Below are 15,827 nucleotides of genomic sequence, written 5' to 3' on the forward strand. Positions count from 1 at the left end.
TTTTGATCTTAAGCTACCGACACCACCATAGACCGATTCAACCGCTTGTTGAAATCCAGCCAGGCCCCCAGCAGCACCATCAGCCCGACCCCCAACATTGCGCTGAATACCTGCATCGCCAGTGCATTCGCGCCCAAGGCGTTGAGCATGTCCGCCAATGGCGCCAGCAACACGCCAAAACAAAACACTTCCAACGAATAACGACCCATGCGGCAGCTTTGTTGCGCCAGCCAATGTTGCGTCCAGCCGTTGTCGGGCAACAACCTGGCGGTGACGTAGGCGAGGGCGAGGAAATGCAGCAGGCGTGCCGGCGAGAGGTTGGTCTTGCTGATCGGATAGAGCCATTCGCCGAGTGTCTGGGGCATGAAGACCTCATGCACGGTCGGCCACTTCCACGACACCGCGATCAGCCCGGTCAGCAGCAAATAGGTCAGCGCTGCGATAAAAACCGGCTGCCGAATCAGCGGTCGAGGTTGCGGCGCCCGAGGCCTTTGCCCGTGAATCGCCGTCGCGCCACCGAGAATAAACAACAGTTGCCAGGCCATCGGATTGAAAAACCACACGCCACCGTCGGTGCCCGCCAGGTTCCATTGAAGCCATGGCGCCAGCAGATACACCAGCACCGACAACCCCACCACGTATTCAGGCTTGCGCAGCAGCATCGGCAGCACCAACGGCAGGCCGAGCAGCAACAAAATATACAGCGGCAGCGGGTCCATCAGGTTCGGCTTGAAGCGCAGCAACAGCTCATCCATCAACGCCTGCTGCGGATTGCTGAGGAAGTACTGCAAGCCCATCTCCTGCACCAGGTCACGGGTTTCCACGTGGCTGTTGGCGAAAAACACGATACCCATCAGCAGCGCCAGCAAAAAGATATGCACCACATACAGCACCCAGGCGCGTCGCAGGATTTTTACCGTGGCGACCATGAAACCGTCGCGCCGGGCGATTTTGCCGTAGGCCAGCACGGCCGCGTACCCGGCCAGGAACACGAAAATCTCTGCCGCATCGCTGAACCCGAAATTACGCACCGTGAACTGCGCGAGCGGGTTCTGTGGCACGTGATCCCAGAAGATGAAGATCAAGGCCAGGCCGCGAAAAAAGTCGATTCGGTGATCGCGTTCAAACGTCATGATGGCGGGCTCTTGAACGGGTTGAGTAGGAGCGAGCGGCGCGCAGGGTGGCGTGATTCGCCGCCAATTGCAAAAGGCTGGATATTACCGAATGTCTCAGGGGGCTATAGCGAACGATCGGGATGGCGTGTCCGTCGGTCTGCCGGGCAGTTCGCGCACCAGAACGCCCCCTGATGGCGGTCTGCCGAACATCTACACTTCGATTTTCAGGAGTGTGAAACGTGAAAGTTTCGCTGATTGTTCCGGTATTCAATGAAGAGCAGGCGATCAGTCTGTTCCATCAGGCGGTGCGTCGCGAATTGAAACTTGACCCGTGTGAGGTCGAGATCGTGTTCATCAACGACGGCAGTACCGACCGGACGGCTGAGCAGGCCAAGGCGCTGGCACAGGTCGATGAACAGGTATTGCTGATCAACTTCTCGCGCAACTTCGGCAAGGAACCGGCGTTGTTTGCCGGTCTGGAATACGCCACCGGCGATGCAGTGATCCCCATGGACGTGGACCTGCAGGATCCGATCAGCGTCATCCCGCAGTTGATTACCGAGTGGCAGAAGGGGGCCGATGTGGTGCTCGCCAAACGCCGCAATCGTGACAGTGACAGTTATTTGAAACGCCACAGCGCATCGCTCTTCTATCATTTGTTGAATAGGATTTCCTATACCCGGATCGAAGAAAACGTCGGGGATTTCCGGCTCATGGACCGCAAGGTGGTCAATGTGATTCGCGCGCTTCCCGAGCATCAGTTGTTCATGAAGGGCGTTCTGTCCTGGGCCGGATTCACCACCGCGGTGGTGGAGTACGAGCGGGCCCGGCGAGTGGCAGGACGCAGCAAGTTCAATGGCTGGAAACTGTGGAACCTGGCGCTGGAAGGCATTACCTCGTTCAGTACGGTGCCGTTGCGATTGTGGACTTACATCGGTGGCGGCATTTCGATCTTCGCGGTGCTGTACGCGGTGTACATGGTGCTGGACAAGATTTTCTTCGGCAACAATGTCCCCGGTTACCCCTCGCTGATGACGGCCATTCTGTTTCTCGGCGGCGTCCAATTGATCGGTATCGGCATCCTCGGCGAGTATGTCGGCCGCATCTATATCGAAGCCAAGCACCGGCCGCGTTATGTGGTCAAAGACGTCATTGGCGGCAAAGACCGGACCGGGCTTTAGCATGGGCAGGCTGAGCGACTTTTTCAGCAAAGAGCTCGGGCGTCGTCGGGTCTGGCTGTTTTTTTTGATCGCGACGCTGGTGTATGTCATTCCGCTGATCCTGGCGGACTATCCCTACATCGATGACAACTGGCGCTCGCTGTCGGCCGGTACGGCCTGGGCGGGGCAGGGGCGATTGTTCACCGAGCTGTTCTACAACCTGCTGACGTTCAGCGATGGCGCACCGAACATCTTTCCATTGCCGCTGTTGATCGCCACGCTGGCCATGGCTTTTGCGTTGACCAGCCTGACATTCCATTACTACCCACGGCCGACACTTTCCTGCTGCCTGGTGTTGTTGCCGCTCTGGTACAACCCGTTTTTTTTGCAGAGCCTGTCGTATCAATACGACGGGCCCGCCATCACCATGAGCCTGGTGGCGGTGATTTATGCGATCACTTTTCGTCATCCCTCGCGCATTCTGCAATGGCTGGTGCCGGCCTTCCTGATTGCGCTGGCGCTGGGGTTCTATCAGGTGAGCCTGAATGTGTTTCTGGGCCTGTGTTGCCTGGAGCTGCTCAGGGGCGCGAATGACAAGTGGGCCTGGCGGCAGTGGTACGAATTGATCGGCTGGAAAATCGCCCAGGCAGGGCTCGGCGGGTTGATCTATAGCGTCACGGCTTATCCGTACATGAACCAGAATCGCGCCTTGCTGCTGAACTGGGCAGCAGAGCCTTTGCTGCAAGTTGAAATCAACATCGGCCGGGTACTGGAAAAAGTCGCGCTGCTGTTTCACGGTGGATTCACCTGGGTGTTCGCCGTGCTGCTGTTGTGTGCCCTGGTGGGCAGCGCACGGTTGGCCCGCAACGTGATGGAACGCCAAGACTCGGGGCTGAGAAAAATCGTGATGGGCCTGGCGTGCGTGCTGACGGTGCCGGTTGTGACTTTACTGGTGTCGGGGGCTGCGCTGTTTTTTCGCGACTTCAATGAAGGTGCCAGAACCCTGATGGGCTTTGCGGTGTTGCTGGTGCTGTTGTTCTATTTGAGCCATCTGGCGCTGGCGCCCATCCATGAGCGGCTGCCGCTGCTATTGGCGGTGCCTCTGTTGGCCATGCTTTCGTTGTCTTACGCCTATGGCCGCGTACTGACAGTGCAGAACACTTTTGCGTCCAGCGCGTTGTTTTCCTTGGGGCATGACATCGCGGCCCATCGGCAATTGCACGAGGCCAAGCGTCTTTATCTGGCGGTGAGTTATTCCGATCACTGGCTGGTGGGGGCCGCGGGGTCGTTCAAGCAGATGCCGGTCTTGCATTATCTGCTGAACATCAACTTCTTCATGCTGGCTGAAAACCTGCCGAAGGCGGGCATCACCAATGTGGTCGCGGAGAGGGAGCGGCGCAACGCGACCCTGGCCGGTTACCAGGGTTACCCACCACTGGTGGAGAGCAAGTTCTATCGCATCTATCTGCTGGGCGATTACGGTTTCATCGTCATGAAAGAGCCGACCCCGATCATCACGCTGCAGTGGTGAGCCTGATGATTACCTCTTCGATCCCTCCCGAAAGCTTTCCATCCCGGATGGCCGACAGGGCAGGTCTGGTGGCGGTGATCGTCCTCGCGTTGTTCGCAAGGTTTCACTCCATCACCGTGCCGGTCATCTGGTACGACGAGGCCTACAGCATCTTGCTGGCCGAAGGCTCGCCTGCGTATATCTGGGCTACGACGGCACGGGATGTTCATCCGCCGCTTTACTATGTCTTGCTGCATTTGTGGATGTTGCTGTTCGGCAATGACGTGTTGGCTGCGCGATCCCTGAGTGCGCTGGCGGATGTCGGCACGCTGTTGCTGTGCATTAAATTGATGAGTCAGGTGACGACGCGAAAGGCAACCTGGATAGCCGCCGTGTTGTTGGCGTTGCTGCCGATGTCGGTGCGTTATAGCCAGGAAGTGCGAATGTACACCTTGCTCGGCTTTTGGCTGATGGGCGCGACCGTGGCGCTGGTGTACTGGATCAAGGCACCGGATCAAAAGCGTTATCCGTTTTTTTACGTGCTGCTGATGTCGGCTGCTTTCTATACGCACTACTTCGCCGCACTGTGCGTTCTGGTGCATTGGCTTTGTTGGTGGCGAGCGCGGGAGGGCGGTCGGCCCAGGGCAATACCGATTCGTGCGTGGGTCGTGGCCAACAGCGCAATCGTTGTGTTGTACCTGCCGTGGATTCCTCATTTCATCGATCAATTGCTGCGAATGGATGGGCTCGAGTGGATACCGCCACTCACTTGGCAAACAGCGCTGACCTTCGTTTGGCAATTGGTGATGATGGGGGATTCGGCCAGTTATTCATCCCTATGGCGTGTGATGCCCACGGTGTTGATCGTTGTTTGCGCCGCTGCGGTGCTGCTCAAGTCACGCCATGAGCGACCTTTCAGCGTCTTGCTGGTGGGCTATTTCTTTGTGCCGGTGCTGACCGTTTTTCTGGTGTCGCTGATCGTTCCGGTCTTCAACGCCAGGTACCTGGTGTTCGCGGCTGCCGCGTTGCCCCTGATCGTTGCGCTCGCGCTGGACGCCTTCAGCCAACGCCATGCCGTTCTCGCCGCTGTCGCCATGGCGTTGGTTTTATTGGCAGAAGTACACGGGCTTTCGGCGGTCTATGCGCAAACCGATGAGATGAACGGGACGAGCATTCGCAAAGACGCAAGACTGGACGCCGTGGTCGCAGGGCTTGGCCGCGAAGTACGTCCGGGGGACGAGATCGTTGTGGATAACCTCTATTGGTACTTGCCATTCACGTACTACAACCCGACAGGTATTCAGCCGAAGTTATACGTCTTCAAATCACCGGCAGGCCGCTTGTGGGGAACCGCCGAATACGGTGGTTGGGCACTCATTCCCCGTCATTTGCGTTCGATTCTCTTCGACGATTTTTCAACCTTGAAACTGACTGCCAAGCGGATCTGGTGGGTAACGGGCTACGCTCGTCCTGAACACGACGCCTTGTTTCCCAGGCACTGGAAGCAAGTGCAGGTGCTAAAGGAAGGGGACAGCGAAGCCCGTTTGTTTATCCGGGGGGAAGCGGCAACCCCCCTTGAGGTTGATGTCAGAACGCATCCATCAGCACAACAATACAATCCTTCGCCTGGTAACCATTGATCTGCGGCACCAGGCGCCGAAAATGCTCAGACTGGCAATGAGCATCCAGCGCCGCCTTATTCGGCCATTGTTCGACGAAGATAAAGTGCCCCGGGTCTTTTTGATCGATGAACAGATCGTAAGCAATGCAATCAGGTTCCAGTCGAGTCTTCTCGACCAGTTCGGCGTACCACGGGCGAACGGTTTCAATGTATTCGGGTTTGATGAAATCTTGAGCGATTACTTTCAGCATGGGGTTCTTTCTTGGTGCATGGGTATTGGAACAGCCAGGTAGGAGCTGCCGACGTGTTTATGCTGGCCAGGATTGCCGCACCGGCAACTCGACCCGAAAGGTGCTGCCCACCCCGACTTCGCTACGAACCGAAATATCGCCCTGGTGTTTTTTCACGATGCCATAGGACAGGGACAACCCGAGTCCTGTCCCCTGGCCCACCGGTTTGGTGGTGTAGAACGGGTCGAATATTTTCTGCAGGTTGTCCGGCTCGATACCTATGCCCGTGTCCGCGACCTCGATCGACACCGTTTCACCTTCAAGGCCCGTGCGTAGCGTGATGGTGCCCCGTTCCGGTCCCATTGCCTGGGACGCGTTGACGATCAGGTTCATGATCACCTGATTGATTTGCGACGGCAGGCATTCGATATCGGGCAGCTGTTGAAACTCCTTCACCACATCGGCCTTGTACTTGAGTTCATTGGCAACGATGTTCAAGGTCGACTCGATGCCTTGTTGCAGATTGGCCCACTGCCACTCCTGATTGGAGTCCACGCGGGAGAAGTCCTTCAGGTCTTTGACGATCTGCCCGACGCGGCCAATGCCTTCCTTGGACTCCTTGATCAGCAGCGGAATGTCTTCGCGCAGAAAGTCCAGTTCCACCCGTTCACGCAACTTGCCGAGTTGCTCGATGACCTCGCTTGAGCCAATGGCGTTTTCCGCCTCCCGATAGGCATCGAGCATGTCCTGCAGTTGTTTGAAGTAGCCATCGAGGGCGCCGAGGTTGGAGGAAATGAAGCCGATGGGGTTATTGATTTCATGGGCGACGCCCGCCGCCAGTTGCCCCAGCGAGGCGAGTTTTTCCGACTGCACCAATTGGGATTCAAGCTGTTTGCGCTCGTCGATTTCCCGCTGCAACGCCTCGCTGGCCTGCTTGAACTGGCCCGTGCGTTGATCCACCAGATGCTCCAGATGGCTCATTTGAATAGACGCCCGCTCGGTCATCTCCCATTTGGTGAGCAGGGTATTGGCCATCTGCTGGACTTCAATGTTGTCGAACGGTTTTTTCAGAATCAGCAGGCGGTCATGGGCGTGCAAGCGTTCCAGCAGTTCATCCCAGGAATAGTCGGAATAGGCAGTACACACCACCACTTGCAGCAACGGATCTTTCTGCCACAGGTGTTCGATGGTCTGCGCGCCGTCCCAACCCTCGGGCATGCGCATGTCGACGAAGGCCAGCGCATAGGGGCGGTTTTCCTGTAATGCCTGGATGAGTTTACCCAGCCCCTCCTGACCGCCATAGGCCGAATCCAACTCGAACAGCAGGTTGGTGGATTTCACTTCGTTGCCGAACAGCGCGGCTTCCATTTCGTCCAGCTCTGCATGCTGCACTGATGTCGGGGTGAGGATCTTGCGAAAGTCATCATGGATGGACGGGGTGTCGTCGATCAGCAGAATGCGTCGGTTTGAAAGATCGCTCATGCTTCCTCCATGACGGGTTTCAACGGGATCTGCAAAGTGAACAGTGCACCTTTGCCCGGTCCGTCGCTGTGGGCGGTGAGATGGCCGTTCATCTCGATGGCGGCCAGGGCACAGCTGTGCAGGCCGAAGCCGTGACCTTCCTTGCGGGTGGTAAAGCCATGGGCAAAGATCCGCGTCATGTTCTCCGGCGCGATGCCTTCGCCGTCATCCTTGACGCTGATTTGCAGGATCGTGTCCTCGACGACTTTCACCCCAAGGGTCATTTGCCGCGGGCGATTGCTGAGGTCAGTCATGGCGTATTTGGCGTTGCTGATCAGGTTGATCAGGATCAGCAACAACCGGTGTTTGTCGCCCATCACTTGCGGTACGGCGCCGTACTCCTTGACCACCGTGACGTGATGCCGGGTCAGGGCGCCGGCGTTCATCCGCAGGGCATCCTCCAGCAGTTCGTTGATGTGCAACGGCTCCACCAGGCTGTTGGCGCCCGCGTAGGATTGCTGGGTGGCGACGATGTCCTTGATGTGATCGACGCTTTTGCTCAGTTGCCCGAGTTCGTCGGCCATGCCTTGTTGTTCAAGGGCAATGGCATCCACCAGTTGGTTCAGGTAACCGGGCAGCAGTTTTCCTTTTTCGTCCTGGGTCAGGAAGGCGCCCAGGTCGTCTTGATGAGCGTTGATCAGCTGCATCGCCTTGCCCAGTCCCTGAGTCTTGCTGTTACGCAGCTTGCGGGTGACCAGGTCGGCCGAGATGTTCACGCTGTTGAGTACGTTGCCGACGTTATGGAGCACGTTAGTGGCGATTTCAGCCATGCCGGCCTGGCGAGCGGTGTCGAGCAGTTCGCTCTGGGTATCCTTGAGTTCGCGGGTGCGCTCCTCGACCCGTTGTTCGAGGACGTCGTTGGCAGTTTGCAATTGCTTGTTGACCCGATGGATCTCCCCGAAGCTGCGCATCAAGCGAATGGCCAGGTACACCAGCACCATCACCAGCAGCGTCGAAAATACCAGCATGTAGAGGTGGTAGCGCCGGTTGGCTGCATCGGTTTGTTGCTGATCCTTGTTCAGCAGCGCGGTCATGTCGTCCAGTCGGGCGGCCACGGGAACGGCTTCGATATTTTCCAGCAGCCGATTGACCACGGGTTGTTCCCGCAGGATCAGCGCGATGTGATTGCTCAAGACATCGATCGGGCTATGAAACTGCTCCGGTAATCGTTCCTTGTTCACCCGCAGTGTGTTCAGCCCGACCAGGATATCGGCCGCTTTGTCGTCGGAGGTGACCTGGGCGAACTCCAGGCTGCTGAGCAGCAAGTCGTAGGTGTCGGTGGCGATGTTCTGCAGTTGCAGTTTGTCTTCGTCGAGCAGTTGGGTCAGCGGTTCCTGAATGTCGTCTTCGGCGGTGGGCAAAAACGCCAGTGAGTTACGCAGCACCGCGTTGTGCGATTTGAACTGCTCCACCAGCCGGGTTTTTTCCTGAATGGCGGCGAGGTAAGCATCATGGCTGGCACGCCAGGTCGGCGAGTCATTGCGACCATGACTGGATTCCATGGTCTCGAAGCGCTGCCACAGGAGCGTCATCTCGGTCAGCGGTGCAACCAGCGGGTCGTAGTTGTGGCTGATGGCAATCCTGGCCTTGAGAATCTCGGTTTCCCACTGCGCATTGAACTGTTTGATCCGGCCAATCAGGTCCCGGGACTCGGCGTACGTCGAGGTCTGGTCGGAGCTTGATTTGAGGTACAGAAACAGCAGTGTCGAGGCCAGTAACACGGCCACGCCACTGAGCAATAAAAGGTTGCGACGGTGGTACGTTTTCATAAGGATTTGCCTCCCCACTCACCGGTCAGGGTCTTGAGGAATTTGATGATCAAGGTCTTGTCCTGGTCAGAGGGCACGCGACCGAGCTGGAATCTGAACATCACGTCTACCGCGTCTTCCAGGGTCTTGGCCGAACCGTCGTGAAAGTACGGCGCGGTCACGGCGACGTTGCGCAGGCTCGGAACCTTGAACACGTTGCGGTCTTCTTCATCTTTGGTGACCAGATAGCGGCCCAGATCGGCTTCGGTGGGGTTGCCCCGAATCTGGAAGTAATCGCCCATGACCCCGAATTTCTGGAACATGTTGCCGCCGATATTGACCCCCTGATGGCAGGCGATGCAGCCGTAGTCCTTGAAGCGTTGGTAACCGTATTTCTCCTCGATCGTCAGAATCTCGGTATTGCCCAGCAGGTATTGATCGAAACGTGAGTTGGCGCTGATCAGCGTGCGCTCATAGGTGGCCAAGGCATTTTGCACATTGTTCATGGTCACGCCGTCCGGGTAGGCCTTGGCGAAAGCGCTTTTGTAAGTCGGGTCGGCGGTCAGTGTCTGAACGACATGCTCCCAATGACTGCCCATTTCACTGGGGCTCTGCACCACTTCGTGGGCTTGCGTTTCCAGGGTGTCGGCGCGGCCGTTCCAGAACTGCCGGAAATTCAGACTTGCGTTGAACACGCTGGGGGTGTTGATCGTCAAGGGGGCGCCGTTGAAGCCTATGGAAAACGCCTGGGCGTCGGCGCCTCCGCTTTCCAGACGATGGCAACTGGCGCAGGACAGGGTGTTATTGACCGACAGGCGTGGCTCGTTGAACAACCGGCGACCGAGTTCGACTTGCAAGGGATTCTGCTGGGGCACCGCGGGCAAGGGTTTGAGCGGTTCGTCCAGCGGTGCGCCGTTGGCTATCAGACAACATCCGAGTAGAGGCACAAGAAGCAGGTAGTAGTAGGAGCGCGACATCTTGTTATTCCTTGGCAAAGGGTGTCGTTGCACATCGATCATTTGGCTGCAAAGGAGTCGGGCTGCATGGACATCAGGTATTGCACGAAGGCCTCCGGCTCCACGGCTTTGCTGAAGTAATAACCCTGGCCTTCCTCGCAATGGTGCGCCTTGAGAAAATTCAATTGATCGAGGGTTTCCACCCCTTCGGCAATGACGGCCAGTTTGAGGCTCTTGCCCAGGCTGATGATGGCGCTGACCAGGGCCGCATCGTTGCTATCACGGTTCAGGCCGCGAATGAATGACTGGTCGATTTTCAATACATCGATGGGAAACCGTTGCAGGTAACTCAGGCTCGAATAGCCGGTGCCGAAGTCATCGATAGCCAGCCGTACGCCCAATGCCTTGAGACGATTCAACGCTACCATCGTGGCATCGACGTTCTGCATCAATACACCTTCGGTGATTTCCAGCTCCAGCAAGGTGGGGTCCATACCGGTTTGCTTGAGTATCTGTTCGATCCCTTTGACAAAGTCCCGCTGACGGAAATCGATGGCCGATACGTTCACCGACATGCAGAGTTTCGGCAGACCTTTCGCCTGCCAGGCGCAGGCTTGTTGACAGGCCTGGGCGAGCACCCATTTGCTCAACGGTACGATCAAGCCGCTGTCCTCGGCCACACCGATGAAATCTGTCGGGTAAACCCAGCCTTGCCCCGGCTTTTGCCAGCGGATCAATGCCTCGGCGCCGACCACCTTGCCACTGCCCAGGTCAAGTTTGGGCTGGTAGTGCAGGACAAATTCGTTGCGTTCCAGCGCCAGGCGAATACCCGACTCGATGCTCTGCTGTTCCCGGGCGCGCTGGTTCATTTCATCGATGAAAAAGCTGAAATCGTTCGGGCCGCTTTCCTTGACGTTGCGCATGGCGGTTTCGGCTTTTTTGATCAGCGCGATGGCATCGAAACCGTCCTCGGGATAGATGCTGATGCCCAGGCTAGCCGTCACGCTCAGGTCGTGGCCGGCAATGTGTTGAGGCGCGCGTATGGCGTTCAAGAGCTTTTCGGCGATGCCCTTGGTCTGTTGGGGGTGATGGATGTCAGCCAGGATCACCACAAACTCATCGGAGCCGTAACGAAACACCGAGTCGGATGCGCGCACGCAGGCCACCAGATTGTGCCCGACACGTTTGAGCATCTCGTCACCGGTCGGGTGACCCAAGGCATTGTTGATGCGCTTGAAGCGATCGAGCCCCAGAAACATCACCGCCAGTTGTTTGTCATGGCGTCGCGACAGGGCCAGTGACTGGTTCAGCCGGTCGCCCAGCAAGGTGCTGTTGGGTAATTCGGTCAATACGTCGTACTGCAACAAGTGCGACACCTTGAGCAGCTCATGGACCCGGGCCTCGATGGTTTGCTCCAGTGTTTGCACTTTCATGGCCGCGTCCTGCGCCATCTGCCACTTCCAGGTCAAGGCGCTGGCCATCTGGCGGATTTCCAGGCTGTCGAAAGGTTTTTTCAGCACCAGCAACTGATCGCCGAACTCCAGTCGTTCGGCCATGGCTTCCCAGGTGTAATCGGAGAAGGCCGTGCACAGCGCGATTTGCAAGTGAGGATCAGCCTTCCAGAGCCGTTCGATGGTTTCCAGGCCATCCCAGCCCGGGGGCATGCGCATGTCGGTGAACGCCATTGCGTAAGGGCGACCTTGTGCCTGGGCGCGCTTGACCAGTTCGAGTGCTTCTTCGCCCTGGTAGGCGGAGTCGAGCTGAAATACCAGTCGTGCCGCCTGCGGGCTGCCGAAAAGCGCGGCTTCAGCGCCGGCGAGCGTTTGTTCATCGTCGGTACCGGGGCCGAGAATCTTGCGAAAGTCCTGATGGATCGAAGGTGTGTCGTCGATGATCAGGATGCGCCGGTTAGCCTGGACGAACGGAGTTTTCATTCCTTGTCCTCCGTGGCACGCGGCGGGTCATCCAGCATCGTTGCGGTTGCGTGGTTGGCACGCAGGATGCTCCCGGCCTTCAGCAACTCGGCAGCCTGTTGGCTGCTGACCGCTTGGCTGAAGTATTGACCCTGGGCGTTCATGGGTGAGCCGGTGGCCATCAGCGAACTGCGTTGCTCCTGGGTTTCTACGCCCTCGGCGATAATGCCGATCCCTACATCGCGGGCGAAGTTGATGATGGCCCGCAACGTCGTCGCGCTGGCCGGGTCGCGTGCGGCCATGTCGATGAAGGTCTGGGCGAGCTTCAGGTGATTGACCTGATAAGTCTTGAGGTAATCGAACGAGGAGTATTCGGTGCCGAAGTCGTCGATGGCGATTTTCACCCCCAGCTCACGCAGGCGCGGCAGTACATCGTTATGCGTCCACTTGGTCTGGGCCAGGGTCGCCTCGGTGACGTCGAAGCGCAGGTCCCACGGGCACAGTTCCCAACGCGCGGTGGTGCGTAATACGTCATAGATCAGCTCGGGACCACTCTTGAGCTGAGCCAGGGACAGTTTTATTGCCACCACCGGTGGCGCCATGCCTTCGTCACGCCACTGACGCATTTGCCGACAGGCGCGCTCCAGCACCCAGTGACCGAGGGCAATGATGGTGCCGGTCTTTTCCGCCGCGGGTAAAAACGCCTGGGCTTCCAGCAACCCGCGCTGAGGGTGGTTCCAGCTGACTTGTGCTTCCATGCCGAGGATCTTGCCACTGCTCAGGTCCACTTCCGGCCAGTAACGCAGTTCGAGTTCGTCGTGTTCGATGGCCGTTTTCAAGTCGTTGGCGATGGTCATGCGCTCGACCACTTCCTGATTGATCTCCTCGGAATGGAAGTGGTACTGGTTGCGGCCTTTTTCCTTGGAGCGATACAGCGCCATGTCGGCTTGGGTCAACAGGCTGTCGGCACTGAGGCTGATCGGCGCATAGCTGCTGATGCCGATGCTGACCGAAACCCGCACATCATTGCCGGCCAGGGAGTAGGGGAGCACCAGTGCATCGCGGACCTTGGCGGCCAGGGCCGCTGATTGAGTCGGATCGCCGACGTCCAGTTGCAGTATCGCGAACTCGTCGCCACCCAGTCGGGCGACCACATCGTTTTCGCGCACGCAGTTTTTTATGCGCCCGGCGACCTCTTGCAACAGCAGGTCGCCCACCGGATGGCCGAGGGTGTCGTTGATCCGTTTGAAATGATCCAGGTCCAGGTAAAACATGGCGAACGGTGTGGCCCCGCGCCGGGCGGCGGCGAATGCCTGGTGCAGCCGTTCGATCAGCGTCGCGCGGTTGGCCAGCCCGGTCAGCCCGTCGGTGCGGGCCAACAGGGCGATTTTTTCCTCGGCCAGTTTGCGTTCGGTGACGTCGATGATGATGCCTTCGACTTCCAGCAAGCGGCCTTCATCATCGCGCACCGGGATATAGCGGTTTTCGACCCAGCGCCAGTCCCCGTCACCGGTGCGCATCCGAAACTCGATGGAAGCACCTGACGCATGGCGGTCCAGTACCCTGGCCATCGCCGTATCGACTTTTGCCTGATCGTCAGGATGGATCAGCTCCTGCGCCCAATTGGCCGACGCCACCAGGGCCGCCGCGATGTGGCCGTATTTGGTGATGTTGTGGGAGATGTACATCAACGGGAACGACGGTTCGCCCCGCAGCCGATACAGAATGGTCGGGCTGTTCTGCACGATGATGTTGGCGTCGGACAATTCCCGGGTGCGCTCTTCGACCGCGTGCTCCAGCAAGGACATCTTCAGCGCCGCGTCTTCGGTCATTTGCCACTTGGCGGTCAATGCGCTGGCCATCTGACGGATCTCGATGGCATCGAAGGGTTTTTTCAGGATAAGCAGGCGATCGCCCAGTTCCAGACGCTCGGCGATGTCTTCCCAGGAATAGTCGGAATACGCGGTGCAGAGCGCCACCTGCAGCTTGGGATCGACTTGCCACAAGCGTTCGATGGTTTCCAGACCGTCCCAGCCCGGCGGCATGCGCATGTCGATAAAGGCCATCGCGTAGGGCGAGTCATTCGCCAGTGCGCTCTCGACCTTGTCCAGCGCTTCGCGGCCCTGAAACGCGGAATCGATGACGAAACTTTGCAACGATACCGACGCCGGGGTACCGAACAGGGCGTTTTCGGCGCTGATCAGGCTGTCGTCTTCGATCGATGGCGGGCTGAGAATCTTGGCAAAATCCTCATGGATCGACGCGGTGTCATCGACAATGAGAATCCGACGATTAATGCGCGCAAGCAGCGTGTTCACTGACATGCGCCTGTACCGACAGCAGGTTGGTGCAATGAGTTCATAGAGGGTATCCCTTCCCTGATCGCAGGATGAAGCGGGTATCGTTTGGATCCGAGTGATCTGAGCATAGTCGCCCGGCCAGAAATTCGCCCGGTTGACTGAGACGAATCATTTCCGGAGTCGGGCTGAAAATCATCTAGCCTGTAGGTCAGGCTCGGGAACGCCAGGACATTCGCCCCGCGCGCGACATAAAGACACACGTTTCACTTGAGGTAATGCCATGGAAGAGCAACTCCCCACGACAGTGACCGATAAACCCAAATTACTACTGGTCGACGATGAGGAGTCGATTCTCAATAGTCTGCGCCGTCTGCTACGCAGTCAGCCCTACGAGGTACTGCTGGCCACCAGCGGTGCCCAGGCGCTGGAGATCATGGCGCAGCAGCCGATCGATCTGGTGATGAGTGACGCGCGCATGCCCAATATGGACGGCGCCACGCTGCTGGCTCATGTCCATCAGCGTTACCCCGATACTCTCCGGATCATGCTGACGGGTTATGCCGATCCGTCGGCCATTATCAAAGCCATCAATGAAGGGCAGATTCATCGTTACATCAGCAAACCCTGGCACGATGAGGAAATGCTGCTGACCCTTCGACAATCACTTGCCTATCAGCATTCCGAGCGTGAACGCTTGCGTCTGGTGCAGGAGACGTGGGATCAGAACGAGAAACTGAAGCTGCTCAACGCCACCCTGGAAAAACACGTCGCGGCCCGCACCAGCGAGCTGCAGCAGACCGCCGACATGCTGGACCTGGCCTACGAAGAGCTCAAGCGCAGCTATGTCACGGGCACCGAGGTGTTTTCGTTGCTGGCCAACCTGCGCCTGCCGCCCGCCAAACAGACCAACCGGCAGATCATCGAACTGGTGCGGGTGTACTGCAAACTGCATGGCCTGGACGAAGGCAGCAGTCGTGACTTGACCATGGCCGCGGCGCTTTACAACATCGGGAAGTTGAGCTGGACCGACAGCATGATGAGCACGCCCTCGGACCTGCTGCATCACAATGACCGCGAGCGCTATCGGGGTTATCCGAAGCAGAGTGAGTCGCTGCTGATGACGCTCGACCCAATGAAGGATGCCGCTCGGCTGATCCTGCATCACCAGGAGCGTTGGGACGGCAGCGGTTTTCCGGATCGGCTCAAGGGCGAAGCGATTCCGTTCGGTTCGCGGTTGCTGAAACTGGCAGTGGATTTCATCGAGTTGCAGCGCGGCCTGATTCTTGAACGGCAGATGAACAGCGATGAAGCCCTGGTGTATATCCGCCAGTACGCCGGTCGCCTCTACGACCCGGAGCTGGTGGAGGATTTCATTCAGGTCTGCGCCACTTATCTGAGCGACGTGACACTGGCCGATCCGACGGTGAAGGTGCTGACCACCCGGGATCTGGCGGCGGGCATGATCCTGGCGCGTAATCTCAACGCCGACAACGGCATGCTGCTGCTCAATGCCGGCAAGGTGTTGAATGGGCCGCTGGTGGAGAAGTTGATCGCTTTCGAGGCGATGGAGGGTGCCAGGTACAGCATTTTTGTGAAAGTGCCGGAGGAAGTGGAGGGCGCGCTTCTCGAGACGAGCTGAGCTTCCTGGCCTTTGCACAGATCCAGTGTGGGAGCGGGCTTGCTCGCGAAGACGGTTTTATATTCAACGTTAATGTTGGCTGATACACCGCTTTCGCGAGCAAGCCCGCTCCCA

General features: G+C 58.1%; 11 protein-coding genes. 4 read left to right on the top strand and 7 right to left on the bottom strand.

What is annotated here, in order from left to right:
• Positions 1–8: 8 nt before the first annotated feature.
• Positions 9–1,133, bottom strand: a complete 1,125-nt coding sequence (locus IB250_RS22100; protein ID WP_192345579.1) for an OpgC family protein — start codon at positions 1,131–1,133, stop codon at positions 9–11.
• A gap of 221 nt (positions 1,134–1,354) precedes the next feature.
• Here IB250_RS22100 and IB250_RS22105 point away from each other — a divergent pair, with 221 nt between their 5' ends.
• Genes IB250_RS22105 through IB250_RS22115 form a run of 3 tightly spaced genes read left to right on the top strand, consistent with a single transcriptional unit; the run spans position 1,355 to position 5,425 of the window.
• Positions 1,355–2,296, top strand: coding sequence for a glycosyltransferase family 2 protein (locus IB250_RS22105; protein WP_008072303.1), 942 nt, complete (start codon positions 1,355–1,357; stop codon positions 2,294–2,296).
• Between the two features lies 1 nt (position 2,297).
• A complete protein-coding gene (locus IB250_RS22110; protein WP_192345580.1) occupies positions 2,298–3,806 on the top strand; it encodes a glucosyltransferase domain-containing protein in 1,509 nt (502 codons plus the stop codon).
• 5 nt (positions 3,807–3,811) lie between these two features.
• Entirely contained in the window at positions 3,812–5,425 is a 1,614-nt protein-coding gene (locus tag IB250_RS22115; protein ID WP_412548350.1) for a glycosyltransferase family 39 protein, read from the top strand.
• Here IB250_RS22115 and IB250_RS22120 read toward each other — a convergent pair.
• Genes IB250_RS22120 through IB250_RS22145 form a run of 6 tightly spaced genes read right to left on the bottom strand, consistent with a single transcriptional unit; the run spans position 5,373 to position 14,098 of the window.
• Positions 5,373–5,657: a putative quinol monooxygenase gene (locus IB250_RS22120; RefSeq protein ID WP_007905780.1), complete on the bottom strand. Its 285-nt coding sequence runs from the start codon at positions 5,655–5,657 to the stop codon at positions 5,373–5,375. The genes IB250_RS22115 and IB250_RS22120 overlap by 53 nt on opposite strands.
• Before the next feature lie 57 nt (positions 5,658–5,714).
• Positions 5,715–7,118 (bottom strand): ATP-binding protein, encoded by a 1,404-nt coding sequence (locus IB250_RS22125; protein ID WP_192345581.1) that lies wholly within the window; start codon positions 7,116–7,118, stop codon positions 5,715–5,717.
• The gene (locus IB250_RS22130) at positions 7,115–8,926 is read right to left on the bottom strand and encodes a DAHL domain-containing protein (RefSeq protein WP_192345582.1); all 1,812 of its coding nucleotides are present in this window, start codon (positions 8,924–8,926) and stop codon (positions 7,115–7,117) included. The genes IB250_RS22125 and IB250_RS22130 overlap by 4 nt, the downstream gene beginning before the upstream one ends.
• Positions 8,923–9,882: a cytochrome-c peroxidase gene (locus IB250_RS22135; RefSeq protein WP_192345583.1), complete on the bottom strand. Its 960-nt coding sequence runs from the start codon at positions 9,880–9,882 to the stop codon at positions 8,923–8,925. The genes IB250_RS22130 and IB250_RS22135 overlap by 4 nt, the downstream gene beginning before the upstream one ends.
• A 38-nt stretch (positions 9,883–9,920) precedes the next feature.
• Positions 9,921–11,795 carry a putative bifunctional diguanylate cyclase/phosphodiesterase gene (locus IB250_RS22140; RefSeq protein ID WP_192345584.1) on the bottom strand — a complete coding sequence of 625 codons (1,875 nt, stop codon included), beginning with the start codon at positions 11,793–11,795 and terminating at the stop codon, positions 9,921–9,923.
• On the bottom strand, positions 11,792–14,098 hold the full coding sequence (locus IB250_RS22145) for an EAL domain-containing protein (RefSeq protein ID WP_192345585.1): 2,307 nt from the start codon (positions 14,096–14,098) through the stop codon (positions 11,792–11,794). Before IB250_RS22145 ends, IB250_RS22140 begins: the two co-directional genes overlap by 4 nt.
• A gap of 256 nt (positions 14,099–14,354) precedes the next feature.
• On the opposite strand from IB250_RS22145, the gene IB250_RS22150 reads away from it, so the two are divergent.
• Positions 14,355–15,713, top strand: a complete 1,359-nt coding sequence (locus tag IB250_RS22150) for an HD domain-containing phosphohydrolase (RefSeq protein ID WP_192345586.1) — start codon at positions 14,355–14,357, stop codon at positions 15,711–15,713.
• The last annotated feature ends 114 nt before the right edge of the window (positions 15,714–15,827 follow it).

It is taken from the genome of Pseudomonas sp. PDM09 (assembly GCF_014852305.1).
Lineage (GTDB): Bacteria > Pseudomonadota > Gammaproteobacteria > Pseudomonadales > Pseudomonadaceae > Aquipseudomonas.

Coding starts and splice junctions, on each gene's coding strand:
- IB250_RS22135 (WP_192345583.1), bottom strand. CDS start 9,882: ATGTCGCGCTCCTACTACTACCTGCTTCTTGTGCCTCTACTCGGATGT.
- IB250_RS22115 (WP_412548350.1), top strand. CDS start 3,812: ATGATTACCTCTTCGATCCCTCCCGAAAGCTTTCCATCCCGGATGGCC.
- IB250_RS22140 (WP_192345584.1), bottom strand. CDS start 11,795: ATGAAAACTCCGTTCGTCCAGGCTAACCGGCGCATCCTGATCATCGAC.
- IB250_RS22130 (WP_192345582.1), bottom strand. CDS start 8,926: ATGAAAACGTACCACCGTCGCAACCTTTTATTGCTCAGTGGCGTGGCC.
- IB250_RS22150 (WP_192345586.1), top strand. CDS start 14,355: ATGGAAGAGCAACTCCCCACGACAGTGACCGATAAACCCAAATTACTA.
- IB250_RS22125 (WP_192345581.1), bottom strand. CDS start 7,118: ATGAGCGATCTTTCAAACCGACGCATTCTGCTGATCGACGACACCCCG.
- IB250_RS22110 (WP_192345580.1), top strand. CDS start 2,298: ATGGGCAGGCTGAGCGACTTTTTCAGCAAAGAGCTCGGGCGTCGTCGG.
- IB250_RS22145 (WP_192345585.1), bottom strand. CDS start 14,098: ATGTCAGTGAACACGCTGCTTGCGCGCATTAATCGTCGGATTCTCATT.
- IB250_RS22100 (WP_192345579.1), bottom strand. CDS start 1,133: ATGACGTTTGAACGCGATCACCGAATCGACTTTTTTCGCGGCCTGGCC.
- IB250_RS22120 (WP_007905780.1), bottom strand. CDS start 5,657: ATGCTGAAAGTAATCGCTCAAGATTTCATCAAACCCGAATACATTGAA.